The sequence below is a fragment of the Croceibacterium aestuarii genome, assembly GCF_030657335.1.
Classification (GTDB): domain Bacteria; phylum Pseudomonadota; class Alphaproteobacteria; order Sphingomonadales; family Sphingomonadaceae; genus Croceibacterium_B; species Croceibacterium_B aestuarii.
This window is the reverse complement of record NZ_CP131039.1, coordinates 2,693,049-2,707,933: the sequence shown is the minus strand read 5'-3', so window position 1 is coordinate 2,707,933 and position 14,885 is coordinate 2,693,049. Positions and strand designations below refer to the sequence as shown.

The 14,885-nt window shown below is 65.5% G+C and carries 4 protein-coding genes; 2 read left to right on the top strand and 2 right to left on the bottom strand.

The window, feature by feature from the left end:
* Positions 1-98: 98 nt before the first annotated feature.
* Entirely contained in the window at positions 99-875 is a 777-nt protein-coding gene (locus Q7I88_RS13230; protein ID WP_305096382.1) for a carboxylesterase family protein, read from the bottom strand.
* Positions 820-1,728, bottom strand: a complete 909-nt coding sequence (locus Q7I88_RS13225; RefSeq protein ID WP_305096381.1) for a carboxylesterase family protein — start codon at positions 1,726-1,728, stop codon at positions 820-822. The genes Q7I88_RS13230 and Q7I88_RS13225 overlap by 56 nt, the downstream gene beginning before the upstream one ends.
* A gap of 654 nt (positions 1,729-2,382) precedes the next feature.
* Between Q7I88_RS13225 and Q7I88_RS13220 the strand changes: the two genes are divergently transcribed.
* Together Q7I88_RS13220 and Q7I88_RS13215 are read left to right on the top strand one after the other, a co-directional pair.
* On the top strand, positions 2,383-4,017 hold the full coding sequence (locus Q7I88_RS13220; RefSeq protein WP_305096380.1) for a ShlB/FhaC/HecB family hemolysin secretion/activation protein: 1,635 nt from the start codon (positions 2,383-2,385) through the stop codon (positions 4,015-4,017).
* A 90-nt stretch (positions 4,018-4,107) separates the two neighbouring features.
* The gene (locus Q7I88_RS13215) at positions 4,108-14,697 is read left to right on the top strand and encodes a filamentous hemagglutinin N-terminal domain-containing protein (protein WP_305096379.1); all 10,590 of its coding nucleotides are present in this window, start codon (positions 4,108-4,110) and stop codon (positions 14,695-14,697) included.
* The last annotated feature ends 188 nt before the right edge of the window (positions 14,698-14,885 follow it).

Here is a 14,885-nt window from a genome sequence, read left to right as displayed (position 1 = left end):
CTTATTAGTTAACTCTCAAGATAGCGAATAACGGAACGCAAGATGCGTTGCAAACCTTCCGTGTCCCATACCGCGGGAAGCGAGCCGAAGGCTCGCCCTCAGCGGTCCTCGCCTCGCAGGGGAGACGCAAAACCGACGTTCCAATGCCACGGAGTATCACCCTCCCGGCGCCTTCTGTTGACAGTTTCGCCGTGTATGGCAAAGCGCTCGTCGAGCACGCTGCCTCCGATCTTGGACTTGCAATCGAACAGCATGTGTTGCTGGCTGGTCATGTAATTTGGCCATTGAGGTCCCGCTTCGGATTCGGGGCGGCCTGTCTTCGCAAACGTGCTCCAGTACTCGATCATTGCTTCCGACAGCAGCTGCTGCTCCTGCGTATCGGGAATGGCCGGCCATTCGGGGGGCGTTGTGCGCATCGTGCCGAACAGGAATGGCAATTCTGCGCCGTGAAACGACTTCAGCCCAGCTGCCTCGGCCGCCGGATAGCCGTGATCGAACAGGTAGAGAAAGGACGCCGCGCCAAGCCGGCCCTGCGCCGTGGCAACCGTCTGCGCGCTCCATCCGTACATCGCGTCGCGCGTGGCGGCGAGCATGCTTTCATCGAGGTCTGACGCGGGATATTCACGCAAGAAGCCCTCGGACAACTCGCCATAGGCAGCGCGAATGCGATCTACGTAGTCCTGCGCCGAACCAGGCGGTGGGGGTAGCAGGCGGCGCAACGACCTTATCTCCCCGCCGTTGAAACCCGCGATGACGGGTATGTTCGTCTGCTGGCCCCGTGCGAATGTTTCGACGAGCTGGCGAGGAATCACATTTCCGTCAACCGTCGGCCAAGGGGAGAAAACCTGCTCCGGCGGCTTGCCGGACAAGCTCATGCGCCGGCAAGCTTCTCAACTCCGCAGCGCTGCTCGCGCCTATACGGCGGGCGAACTGGCCGCCGGCCGATTCTGCCGAAGGGTGCCCGTGCCGCTCGCAGCTCAAGGACGGCAGCGAAATCATGTAGGGGCTCTGCAGGATCGCCTTGTGGAACAGGGGCCGCGCATCCGGCGCACCCATCAGGCACATGATCGAGAGCGCCCCGGCAGATTGGCCAGCCACGGTGACGTTGTCGGGATTACCACCGAACCCTGCGATGTTGCGCTTCACCCATTTCAGTGCCGCCACTTGATCGAGCAGGCCATAGTTGCCGGAAACGCCGTCGGGCGACTCCGCGCTGAGTTCCTCGTGGGCAAGAAACCCGAAAACTCCGAGGCGATAGTTGATCGTGACGACGACGAGGCCCTCCGCGGCAAGCCGCTTGCCGTCGAGCATGGGCGAAGCGCTTCCGCCGTAATGCAGCGCCCCGCCGTGTATCCAGACCAGCACCGCCGCATCGGTTGCGTCCGCTGGAGCCCATATGTTGAGGGTAAGGCAGTTCTCGTCCTGCAAAGCGAAGTGTTCGCGATAGATCGGACAGGCTTGCGAGTGCAGCTCGGTCTGCACGCAGGACGGCCCAAAACGGTCGGCGAGGACTTTTGCCTCGGTTTCCTCGAGGGCCACAGGCGGCCGCCAGCGCAGCTCTCCGATCGGCGGTCTGGCGTATGGGATTCCCAGCCATCGGGCGACCCCATTGGCAACCCCGAGGAACGTTCCGGCTGGTGATCGGGCGACCGGCTCCCCGGAGGTGGAGCGCTGGACTTGATCAGGTTTGGCCGGCCCTCGGGACTGCAGTTGTGATCGCTTGCTCATTCAGACTGACCCGAAAAGTTGTGGACCGCCAAAGCCGGTTCGCAGAGTATTTGCCGGCAGGAGCCACGGCGACATTTCTACAAACTTCACTCGTAGGGCAGTGAGTAACGGCCTGTCGAGAAGCAGGAGGTCCGCCGCAGGGCCGACAACCGGTCTAGAGACGGTCACCTGCCGTTCCGACGACGAGAACGAGCGGTGTTCAGATTCGGGCGAATGAAGTCACTTCAGAAGTTCATCTTGGTGCACGCCACCTCCACAGGCACCTCGATTACTCACGCGATGGCGATATCGCTACCGCGGAAGGAATGATGTTGAACTTGGAAACCTCGATACGAAGCGGCCGGAGGTGCCCGAGCGTCGCCCAGCATCCACTTGAAGGCGATATCGGAGAGCCCTGATCCGGATTCGGAACACTTCTCCTCATGTCGGGAGGGCACCGCCGTGTCGCGCCTGCGAGCATAGGGGTATTCCGCTCCGCCAGCACTCCTCCAATGTCTGCTGCCTGGCGGAGGGTCCGAAGCTCGGGGCATCGCCCGCGATCACGTTAAGTAGTCCTCCGCGCATACTGGATGCTTAATTCCCCTTAAGCTTTGTGTCGGGTCCGCCAGGCCCGGGGGACGTGGCATGAAGTCTGGACGATCTTGGCTGTGGTTAATGGCGGCCGCGATCCATTCATCGATAGCCTTTGCGCAGCAGACTACCGATCCCGGACGGGTGGACGAGCGGCTGCGCGCTCGTCCGGATGTTCCACCGGTCGGGGCGATCGATCTGCCAGAGGTGCAGTTCCAGGCTGCGGTGCCGGACAGCGGCCTCTCCGTCACGCTCACCGCCGTCCGTTTCGAAGGCGCGAGCGCTGTCCCGCCTGAAGCGCTCGAGGCGCTGGCCGCTCCATACCTAGGGCGCGAAATGCCGTTGTCGGAAGTGTTCCGCCTGGCGGAGGAAGTAACGGCCGAATACCGCCGCCGCGGCTTCGTGCTTTCGCGCGCCATCGTCGGGCCGCAGCGCATCGAAGGCGGCGTGCTCACGATCCAGATCGTCGAGGGCTTCATCGACCGGACCACGATCGAAGGAAAGGCGGGCGGCTATCGTCCCTTCCTCGATGCCTATCTCGCGCCGGTTCGCGGCGGACGGCCGACGACGGGCGACGACCTCGCCCGAGCCTTGTTGCTCGCGCGCGACTTGGAGGGAGTGGAGGTGCGGGCCGTATTGGCGCCGTCCCCGGACATCGCGGGCGCCGCCGACCTCAGCCTGGTGGTCAATAGGCGACCGCTCGAAGGCTTTGTTGCGTTCGACAATCGAGGGTCGCGGTGGCTCGGCCCACTGCAGATTTACGGCGGCATGGTGCTCAACGATCTTCTCGGGGGCGGCGAGAGGCTGGCGATTACCGGCGTCGCCGCGCCCGATCACGGAGGCGAACTGGGTTTCCTTTCAACGACCTACGACCAGCCGATCGGCGGATCGGGTCTGCGCGCCGGGACCTTCGTCAGTTACGTCCGCACGCGGCCGGGCGGCGAACTTCGCGCTTTGGGACTCGAAGGCAAGAGCCTGACCGGAGGCGCAACCCTACAATACCCGCTGATACGCAGCCGCGATGCTAACCTGTTGGGACGCCTGACGTTTACCGTGCGCGACAGCCAATCATTCAATCTCGCCCTCGATCCGATCTTCCGCGACAAGACCCGGACGCTAAGTGCGGAGGCGATCGCCAACCAGGCGACGCCGTGGGGCGCACATCTCACGTTGCGGCTTTCGATCACGCGCGGACTCGATGTACTCGGCGCGACAGAGGCCGCCGATCCGGCCAAGTCGCGCGCCACCGCGTCGGGCCAGTTTACCCGCGTCAATGTCGAAACCGAATGGGTGCAGCGCCTGTATGGCGGGCTGCACCTCCTGCTCGGTGGAGCGGCACAGGCGAGCCACGACAGCCTGCTCGCCTCCGAGGAGTTCGGCCTGGGCGGCACGCAGTTCGGACGTGCGTTCGACCCCTCCGAGATCACCGGGGACGAGGGCTTCGCCGGCAAGGTCGAGCTGTTTTACACTCATCCTGCGTTCCGGTCCGGGGCCGTCGAGCCTTTCGTCTATTACGAAGGCGGCCAGGTGCAGCAGAACGATGCATTGCCGGGCGAGGCGCTCCGCGCGAGCCTTGAATCGCTCGGCGCGGGAGTCCGCCTAAGCTTCGCGGGCGGCGTCGCTGCGTCGATCGAATACGCCAAGCCTTTCGATCGCGACGTTGCCGCAAATGGTGACCGGGACGGGCGGGCGTTTGTGTCTTTCAGCGCTGCCTATTGACCGCGGTGAGCCCGTCGCTGGCGGGAGATGTCGGTGGAGATTGAAATGAGCAATGCCTGTGCCGCGTCCGCATCGAGAGACCACCGCGCAATGCGGAAATACCGAACCGCGCTGTTGGTGTCGGGAGGATTCCTCGCGCTGATAACTGCCAATCCGGCCATGGCCCAGACCGTCGATACCCTGCCGACCGGCGGCAATGTGGTGGCGGGCTCGGCAACGATCGGCTCTCCCTCGTCTGCGGCCAAGCTCGACGTCATCCAGGCTTCGAGCCGCGCGGTGATCGAGTGGAACAGCTTCGACATCGGCCAGAATGCCGAAGTCGCTTTCACGCAGCCGAGCGCTTCCGCGATTGCGCTCAACCGCGTGATCGGCGGCACCGCACCTTCGCTTATCGCCGGCAAGCTGACGGCCAACGGTATCGTCGCCGTGCTCAATTCCAACGGCGTGCTGTTCGCGGGGACCGCGGACGTCAACGTCGGCGGCCTGATCGCTTCCACCGGTAAGATCGATGACACCGCATTCATGGCGGGCGGCAACCTGCTCGGCATTACCGGCGCGAACGGCGGCGAAATTGTCGTTTCAGCGGGCGCCAGCATCTCTGTGGCGAATGCGGGGCTTGGCGCCCTCGTGGCGCCAAGCGTGCGCAACAGCGGCACGATCACCGCCACCGCGGGCCGGGTTCAGCTCGGCGCGGGGACGGCCTTCACGCTCGATCTGGCCAATGACGGGCTGCTGCAGATCGATGTCGGCGCTGCCAGCCCACTGGTCCAGAACCTCGGCAGCGTGTTCGCCGGCGGGGGACAGATCCAGCTCTCCGCACGGCAGGCCAGCGCGCTGCTCGACCAGACGATCCGCACGGGCGTCCTGCCGGTCGGCTCGGCGCGGCTGGACGGCAACACGATCGTGCTCGATGCGACGGGCAGCGACGTTCAGCTCACCTCGGACATCTCCGGACGGGGCGACCTGGTGCTGAGCGGCAGCCGCATTTACGGCACCGGCGATCTCGACATCGACGGCAACCTGACGCTCAATGTCAATGCGGGCGGCGCGGTCGCCGATACCCTCGCGACCGGCCAAAACTGGATCAACGATGCGCTCGGCGTCATCGGCGGCCAGGTCGACGCAACGACGATAAACCTCGGCTCGGGACTCTATCGGCCCGGCGTCTCGCTCACCGCGAGCAACGTCATGCTCGACGGCCAGGGCGCGGCGCGAGTCGGCTGGGTCAGCGGGATCGAGAACGCCATCGACGTGTGGGGCGACAACGTCACCGTCCGGAACCTCGAGGTCTTCGGCCCGGCGACCTCGGCTTACACGAGCTTTAATTGGGGCGGCACCAACTCGCGCGGGGTGTTCGTCCACAACGGCGCCGACAACGCGACGGTGACGGGCAACAACGTCCACGACATCCGCACCGGCGTGATCGTCGACGGGAGGAACCTGAACGCCGTCGTCACCGGCAACCGCATCGACAACACCAAGAGCGCGATCTCGGTTCAGTACACCGACGGCTCGAATGTCGCGCTGGGCGGCAATTTCGAAGGCTCCATTGGCAACGAGTGGGGCATCAACGTCCACCTCAACGGTATCCTCCAGCCGAACGGGGTGACGATCAATCCGAGCACCAGCCTCGTGGGCGGTTTGCCCGTGGGCGTGCTCGGCGCTGCCAGCCTCGCCGAGCAGCAGCGCCTGCTCGGGCTGCGCGATGCCAACAACGGCATGTCGGTGCAGAACATCGCCTATTCCGCGGCGAACCGCACGGGTGCTTACGTATCCCCCACCGGTGGCAGCGTAACACAGGGAAGCCGGCTAAGCCCGCTGGCTAGCGTGCAAGCCGGCGTGAATGCCGTCGTGACGGGCGGCACCGTGTTCGTCTTACCGGGGGAGTACACCGAAGGGGTGACTGGCGTCGGTACCTTTGGAGGGAGTGGAAGCCAGCAATTCGGGCTTCACGTGCCGAAAGACAACCTCACGATCCAAGGCGTCGACAGCAGCTGGCAGCCCATTTCGCGCGCCGAGGATGTCGCGGCCTATATAACGGCGATGTACCAGGCGGGATTCGGGGCGCAGCACTTCGTCTCGGGATCGAACGTCACGATCGAAGGGCTCGGCTTTCGCCCTGCCGCCGGCGGAACCAACAAGACACTCGAAGTCGTCGGCAACAACTTCACCTTGCGCAATTCGGTCATCGACAACCGCGCCAACGCGACAGCCGCCAATTTCTACATCAGCGATTTCGAGGAGCCGGGGACGCCGCGGGTCGAGAGCTTCACACTGGCGGACAACATCTTGCACGGCGGAACTACCGTCAGTGCGATGGTCGTGGTCGGTGGCGGCGTAGGACGCGCCACGGATGCATCGAATCGCCAATTCACCGGGAACCAGCTCTTTGGAGATGGGCTCGCAGGCAGGCGGGGCTTCCAGATCCAAGGGCGGATGCCCTCGATTGCCTGGCAGCAGCTCACCAGCGGTGCGGTGTCGGTGGGGGGAAATGTCTTTACCGGGGTCGACATCCCCGTGCGCACCACAGGGATATTGACCTCTGCGCTCGACTGGGACGGCATCTTCCGTGGCAACGGCAATACGTTCGTCGGCGGCGCAGTGCTGGCGTACCAGGGAGAAACGGACGAGGCGCGCGGAGTGCTCGTCAGCGATGGCGGCGAGTCCTACGACGACATTCGCATTACCCGCGGTGTCCAGGCGTCGATCGATCGGGCGCTCGCCGGCGACACGGTGCGCATGCTCGACGGCACGTACAACATCGGCAGCACGCCGGTGTCGATTACCCGAAGCTTGAATCTGGTGGGTCAATCGCAATCGGGCGTCATCTTTGATGGTCGCGGTGTGGGCGCGGGGCTCGGTACGATGCAAGTGCAGGCGGACAACGTCAGCCTGAGTAACTTCACGCTCTACGGTGCGGACAGCGGGGCGAGCAACTACGGCATCAAGGTCCAGCCGAATTCCTCCGGCGGCGCCTATTCGCCCAACCAGCGGCTGTACAACTTCGCCATCGACAACGTGACCGTGCGGGGCTCGATGCGCGCGGAGCTCGATCTCAACGGCGTGGTCGGGGCCACGATCAGCAATTTCACGGCCGACGGGCGCCGGGTCGCCAACAATGCCGAGACGGCCGGCGCCGGGGTCCAGATCACCGACAGCTCGAACATCACCCTGACCGGGGTCCATACGCTGGGCAACGCCTGGGGCAGCGTGGCGCTCTACCAGGCTAACAAACCGAACGCCTACAACGGCGAGACGACCAACATCAACATCGACGCCTCGCAGAATACGTTCGAGGAATCGATCGGGGTGTTCAGCCAGCTCGAATCGACCACCCAGGACTTCGGGCAGCTCAATCTGACCGGCTTTAATTATGCGGTGCGGAACACCGACCACCGTCCGGACAATCTGGACGGGCAGTTCATCTTCTATCGCACGTCGCTGACCGATGCGGCCGGCTTCGCCAAGGCGGTCGGCACGGCCAGCGCCAGCTCCATCGAAGGCTACACCGGCACCGGACTCAGCAACGTTTTCACTGTGGTCGACGGCCTCTCGATCAACTCGGCTATTCGCGACGTGCGGACTGGCGGCACCGTCAACGTCGGTGCGGGGACTTACGGTGAAGCCGTTGCGATCGACAAGTCACTGAGCCTTTCGGGCGCGGGCATGAACGCCACGTCGATCACAGGGGGCATGCTGCTGAGCGGTGCGCTCGACAACGTCGTATTGCGCAATTTCGCCGTCAGCGGGTCCGCGAACGGCACGAGCGTGATCGGCAACAGCGGTGCGATCAACGGGCTCACACTCTCCGGCGTACGTATCGACGGGCAGAACGTCACCAACCGTCACGGCTTGATCGGGGGACAGATCGGCGGCGCGATCTCGATCACCGGCTCTGAGTTCCTCAACATCCGCGGCTGGGCGGCGTTCGACACGCGCAGCGGCGCGGGCGGCAACGACGGCGCGCAGATCACCAGCGGGGTGTTCTCGAACAACCTGATCGACAACACGATCGGGCACATCGCCTTCCGCCAGCAGAGCGGCGCCATCACGCTCCCGAATATCGCGTTCTCCGGTAATACTGTTCGCAACATCGGCAACGCGACCAATTCGTTCGGCGCGATCTTCAAGGCGTTCAACGCCAACCAGGTCGACTTCGCCGGAAATAATGTCAGCGGCGTTGGGACCAGCGGGTTCAACCCCGCCAGCGAGTCGGCCTACGGCGCCGTGCTGATGACCCGCGGCACGGCCGTGCTCAACGTCACCGGCAACACCTTCACCGGCAACAATCAGGTATTCGCGGTCGAGCCGGGTCGCGGTTTGCCCGGCGTGACCAACTTCACCGGCAACACCTTCACCAACAATGCCTATGCGATCTACCTGCCCGGCAACCTTTCCGGCGCCGGGACAATCAGCTTCGGAGCGGGCAACAACTTCGTCGCCGGCCCCGACACACTTCGCCACATCGTCTGGCGCAGCCCGGATGGGCTCGACCTGACCGGGGTTTCGTTCAACGGCACGCTGGCCAGCAACCTCAGTCTTGCGCAGGCCTTCTCGGTCGAGGACCTGATCACCCACGGCATCGACCTCGGCGGCGCCGGCCTCGCGCGCGTCTCCGCCGGGCAGCTCTACGTCACCACCGACTCGGGCACCGACGCCGCGCTGCGCGCCGTGGCGCTCGGCAGCAACGGCGACACGCTGAACCTCTCGGCCGGCACGCACACGCTCACCGGAACGCTGTTTCTAACCAAAGACATCGATGTGGTGGGCCAGGGCGAGGGGGTGACGATCCTCGATGCCAGAGGGCAAGACAGTTACGGCATCCGCGTTCATGCGGACAATGTCGCGCTGAGCGGCTTCTCGCTCAACGGATCTGCGGCAGCGACCGACACCGCATACGGCATCAAGGTCGAATCCGGCGGCGGGGTCAATGAGCGCAACACGGGCTTTGCGATCAACAACGTCGCCGTCGTAGGCACGCGCAGGACCGGCCTAGACCTCAGTGCCGTCGTCGGCGCGACGATCGACGGCGTGAACGTGACCGGCGCGATCGCCGGAACCGGCATCGCGATCACCGACAGCGCCAATGTCGTCGTGCGCAACAGCACCACCTCAGGCAATGCCGGAGGGGGTCTCGCGCTTTACCAGACGAACGACATCGCCAATGGAGGCAGCAACCAGCAGCTCAACGACGTCGTCATCGAAGCCAGCAACACCTTCGGCGAAGCCAACGGCGTCCACCTCCGAGCCTCCTCCACGCTCACGGCTCCCGGGACGATTTCGTTGCCGGGCTACGGCTACACCGTGCGGAACCCCGCGCATCGACCGGACGGTGCGCAATTCACCTACTTCCAGAAAGCGGCGCAGGCGGCCTACGATTACGCTGTCGGCCTCGGGGTGCCGGGAGCGAGCGTGGTGCAGGGCTGGACAGGCTCGGCCAACGACCGCAACTTCTATGTCGGTCATGGCACGCTCATGGGTGGCGGCCAGCGCGCGCTTTCGTTGCAGGCGGCCTTCGACAGTTCGGCAAACGGCGACACGATCAACGTCGCCTCGGGCACTTATCCCGAAACCGCGACGCTCGCAGGCACGCGCTCGCTGAACTTCGGCACCGTCGTGCTCGATGGACTGGCGCTCGACGCAACCACGGCAGGCAACAGCCTGATAGGCAATCTCACGCTGGCGACCGGCAACTTCACCGCTGCGGGTCCTCTGACGCTGGCGGGCGCCACGAGCATCGCCGCGAACAACGGAAACATCTCGCTGGGTGCAGTGACCGGCGCTCAATCACTGACCCTCGGCGGCACCGGCCTGACGCTAGGTGCGACCAACATCGCCAGCTTGGCCGCGACGGGCGCCCACATCGCCACCAGTGGCGTGACGACGACCGGCGCGCAGAATTACGCCGGCGCGCTCACGCTGGACGGCGCCTACAGTGCATCCGCGTTCAAGGCGAACGGCGCGACCACGCTCGGCGGTGGGACGACCATCGCAGCCGGCGGCAACCTCACCTTCGGCAGTATCGGCGGTGCACACGCCCTGACTCTCAGCGGCAACGCGCTGACTCTCGGCGCGACGAACATCGGAAGCCTTGCCGCGACCGGCAGCGATATCGCTACGGCCGGCGTGACCACGACGGGAGCGCAAAGCTATACCGGTCCGGTCACCCTCAATGGCGACTACAGCGCATCCGCGTTCAATGCGAACGGCGCGACCACGCTCGGCGGGGCGACGGCCGTCGCGACTGCCGGCAACATCTCGCTGGGTGCAGTGACCGGCGCTCAATCACTGACCCTCACCGGCAAGGGGCTGACGGTTGGCGCCGCCAACGTCGCCAGTCTGGCTGCGAACGGCAACAGCATCGCGACCGGCGGCGTGACGACGACCGGCGCGCAGAACTACGACGGTCCCGTCACGCTCAACGGTGGCTACAGTGCATCCACGTTCAAGGTGAACGGCGCGACCACGCTCGGCGGGGCGACGTCCATCGCAGCCACCGGAAACATCGCCCTCGGCAGCATCGGTGGCGCGCAGTCGCTGAACCTTAACGGCAATGCCCTAACTCTCGGCGCGACGAACATCGCCAGCCTGGCAGCGACCGGCAACAGCATCGCCACCAGCGGCGTGACCACGAGTGGCGCGCAGAACTACGCCGGTCCCGTCAAGCTCAACGGCAGCTACAGTGCATCCGCGCTCAAGGTGAACGGCGCGACCACGCTCGGCGGTGCGACGACCGTCGCGGCCAGCGGCAACATCGCGTTCGGCAGCATTGGCGGCGGGCACTCGCTGACCTTGGGCGGCGGCGGGATCGCTCTCGGCGCAACCAACATTACCAGCCTGACCGCGACCGGCAGCAATATTGCAACGGCTGGCGTGACCACGACGGGAGCGCAAAACTATACCGGTCCGGTCACACTCAACGGCGCCTACAGCGCCTCTGCCTTCACCGTCGCCGGGACGACGACGCTTGGCGGTGCGACGACCGTCGCAGCCACCGGCAACGTCACCTTCGGCAGTATCGGCGGTGCACACGCCCTGACTCTCAGCGGCAACGCGCTGACTCTCGGCGCGACGAACATCGCCAGCCTGGCCGCGACCGGCAGCAGCATTGCCACCAGCGGTGTGACCACGAGCGGCGCGCAGAGCTACACCGGCGTGCTCACGCTCAACGGCGTCTACAGCGCCTCTGCCTTCACCGTCGTCGGGACGACGACGCTCGGCGGGGCGACGGCCGTCGCGACTGGCGGCAACATCTCGCTGGGTGCAGTGACCGGCGCTCAATCACTGACCCTCACCGGCAAGGGGCTGACCCTGGGCGCGACGGACATCGCCAGTCTGGCCGTGACCGGCAGCAGCATTGCCACCAGCGGCGTGACGACGACCGGCGCGCAGAGCTACACCGGCGCGCTCACGCTCAACGGTGCTTACAGCGCCTCGGCCTTCACCGTCGCCGGCGCCACCACCCTGGACGGGGCGGCAACCGTCGCGGCGAGCGGCAACATCGCTCTGGGCAGCATCGGCGGGGCCAAGGCCCTCACCCTGAACGGCAAAGTGCTGACCCTGGGCGCGACGAATATCGCAAGCCTGGCCGCGACCGGCAGCGATATCGCTACGGCCGGCGTGACCACGACGGGAGCGCAAAGCTACACCGGCGCACTCACGCTCAACGGTGCCTACAGAGCTTCGACCTTCGCCGTCACCGGCGCCACCACCTTGGGCGGGGCGGCAACCGTCGCGGCGAGCGGCAACATCTCGCTGAATGCAGTGACCGGCGCTCAATCACTGACCCTGAGCGGCACCGGCCTGATGCTGGGCGCGACGGACATCGCCAGTCTGGCAGCGACCGGCACAGGCATCGCGACCGGGGGTGTGAATACGACCGGGGCGCAGAGCTACACGGGCGCCACCACCCTCAACGGCGCCTACCGCGCCTCTGCCTTCACCGTCGCCGGGACGACGACGCTTGGCGGTGCGACGACCGTCGCAGCCGGCGGAAACATCGCCCTCGGTAGCATTGGCGGCGGGCACTCGCTGACCTTGGGCGGCGGCGAGGTCGCTCTCGGCGCAACCAACATTGCCAGCCTGGCCGCGACTGGCAGCAATATCGCAACGGCTGGCGTGACTACGACGGGAGCGCAAAGCTATACCGGTCCGGTCACGCTCAACGGCGACTACAGCGCATCCGCTTTCAATGCGGACGGCGCGACGACGCTCGGCGGGGCGACGGCCATCGCGACTGCCGGTAACATCTCGCTGGGTGCAGTGACGGGCGCTCAAGCACTGACCCTGAGCGGCACAGGCCTGACACTCGGCGCGATCAACATCGCCAGCCTCGCAGCCACCGGCAACAGCATCGCCACCAGCGGCGTGACAACAAGCGGCGCGCAGAACTACGCCGGCGCGCTCACGCTCAACGGTGCTTATAGCGCTTCGACCTTCGCCGTCACCGGCGCAACCACGCTGAGCGGTGCGACGACCCTCGCAGCCACCGGCAACGTCACCCTCGGCACTATCGGCGGTGCATACGTCCTGACGCTCAGCGGCAACGCGCTGACTCTCGGCGCGACGAACATCGCCAGCCTCGCAGCGACCGGCAACAGCATCGCCACCAGCGGTGTAACCACGAGTGGCGTACAGAGCTTCAATGGAGCGACCGCACTGGCAGGTACGTACCAAGCGACCGGCTTCACGGTCGCGGGTCCGACCACCCTCGTCGGCGGGACCAGAGTCACCTCAAGCGGCGCGGCGACATTTGGCGCCATTGACGGCACCGCGGACTTCGCGCTCGTGGCGGACGCGGCGGCCTTGGGCGCCCTGGGCGAAAACACGCGTCTCGCCTCGGTTAGCATTACGTCCCGGCAGACGGTCCTGAACGGCGCCACCTATCGCGCAAACGGCTTGAGCTTCGCCAAGGGAGAAAATGCCACGGTAAGGCTGACCCAGGCCCAGACGACGTTCGACACCACGGCGGTGCATGGGGCGATCCTGATCGCGCCGCATTTGATCGGCACGGAGAATGCGCTGCAAAGCGCCGCATTTGTTACCGGCACCGGTGCCCAGAGCGATGGCGACATTGTGCTGGGCAACGTTGGTAGCAACGAAGTGCGTCTCGGGGATCTGAGCGTGACCGGCGGCGATTTCTCCGCCGCAACGGTCAAGCTCGCGGGCGATTTCATTTCAGTCCTAGGCGGTAGCCAGGTGTTCAGTTCGCAGACGCTTGACACATTGGGGAACGTCAAGGCGCAGGTCACCGGAAGCGAAAGCGGGCCCATCGTGGCTGGCGGCGCTGTCAGCCTGACCGCCGGCGGCTCCGGCGCGGGTTCGATCACGGCGGGTGGCGCGGTCGTACTAGCCTATTCCAGCGAGATGTCGCGCGCGATCACGTCGCAGAGCAGCGTTTCGCTGACAGCCAGCGGACCGGTAAGCGGTTCAATCAGCGCAACCGGCGCGGTGGGCGTCACCGCCACCGGCGCGGTCAGCACGACCGTGACTGCGGGGACCACCGCCAACATCTCGTCGGTCGCAGGCGTGTCGAGCAACGTCACCGCCGGCGGCGGCGTGAGCCTGAGCTCGAGCCAAGGCGCGGTGAATAGCCAAGTCACCTCGGGTGGGACGGTCAGTGTCAATGCCGTGGGTCCGGTCACCGGTTCGATCACGGCGACGGGCCCGGTCGGCGTGACCGCGACCGGTCCCGTTAGCACTACGGTCAAGACCAACAACAGCGCGACCATCGCCTCGGTGACGGGCGTGTCGAGCACCGTGACAGCGGGTGGCGGCGTGCAGCTTACGTCCAGCCAAGGCTCCGTCAGCAGCCAAGTCAAATCGGGCGGCGCGGTCAGCGTCAACGCTTCCGGTCCGGTCACCGGATCGATCAGCGCGACAGGCGCGGTGGGCATCGCCGCGAGCGGAGCGGTCAGTACCGCGGTGAATGCGGGTACGACCGCCAGCATATCTTCGGCTACGGGTGTGTCGAGCACGGTCAATGCCGGCGGCGGGGTGAACGTCAGCGCGACACAGGGTGCCGTCACGGGCTCGATCACGGCCGGCGGCGCGGTTGCCGTGACGGCGCAAGGCCCGGTGAGCGCGTCCGTCTCGACGCCGGGAGCGGCTTCGGTCGTTTCGAGTTCGGGAGGCGTTTCGAGCACGATCAGCGCCGGCGGCTCGGTTTCCGTTGCCGCGCCCGGGCCGGTCACCAGCTCGATCAACTCGGGCGGGCCGGTGGCCCTTACCTCGAGCACGCCGATCGACGTCCAGGTGACTGGCGGAGCCGTCACGGTCAACGCACCGGGCGGCGAGGTGAGCGGCAATTTCAGCCAAATCAGCACCGACTCAGGAGGCACCTTCGTCGTCAACGATCAGCCGGTCGTGGGGGGCGGCAATACCGATGCGCGCCAGATCATCAACGATCGGTTTCTGGCCCCAGCAGGGGGTGTGATTGGAGGTCAAGGCGAGATCATCTTGCCCAGCGGCCTCGTCATGGGCCTGATCGCTCCGGCCGGAATGGAAACCGCCGGACGGCCCGCGGTAGTCGTCAATTCGGTCGACCGGCTCGGCGAACTGTTGAGGGTCGGCTATACGGCCGTCATTATCCAGTTGGACCAGAGCAGCGACGACGTTGAAAGGGAGCTGACGGCGGGTGAGCCCGCAGTTGATTGTTCGCCTGAGTCCGGTTGCGAGTAGACGGTTCGCTCTCGCACTTCCGCCATTCAGAGGTCTGGCCGTGATGGCACCGGGCTTTTGGCCTCAGGATAAACAGGTATTTCGGCGTGACAGACGATCTGGAAGGCCGAATATCTGCCCCTGCCTGATTCCAGGAGCGTATGGGCGCGATCGGCTCCACGGAGGTAAAATGCCACATTCGCGGACAT

What these genes read in the sequence shown, in the direction of transcription:
- Q7I88_RS13230 (WP_305096382.1), bottom strand. Translation starts at nt 875, where the DNA reads ATGAGCTTGTCCGGCAAGCCGCCGGAGCAGGTTTTCTCCCCTTGGCCG.
- Q7I88_RS13225 (WP_305096381.1), bottom strand. Translation starts at nt 1,728, where the DNA reads ATGAGCAAGCGATCACAACTGCAGTCCCGAGGGCCGGCCAAACCTGAT.
- Q7I88_RS13220 (WP_305096380.1), top strand. Translation starts at nt 2,383, where the DNA reads ATGGCGGCCGCGATCCATTCATCGATAGCCTTTGCGCAGCAGACTACC.
- Q7I88_RS13215 (WP_305096379.1), top strand. Translation starts at nt 4,108, where the DNA reads ATGCGGAAATACCGAACCGCGCTGTTGGTGTCGGGAGGATTCCTCGCG.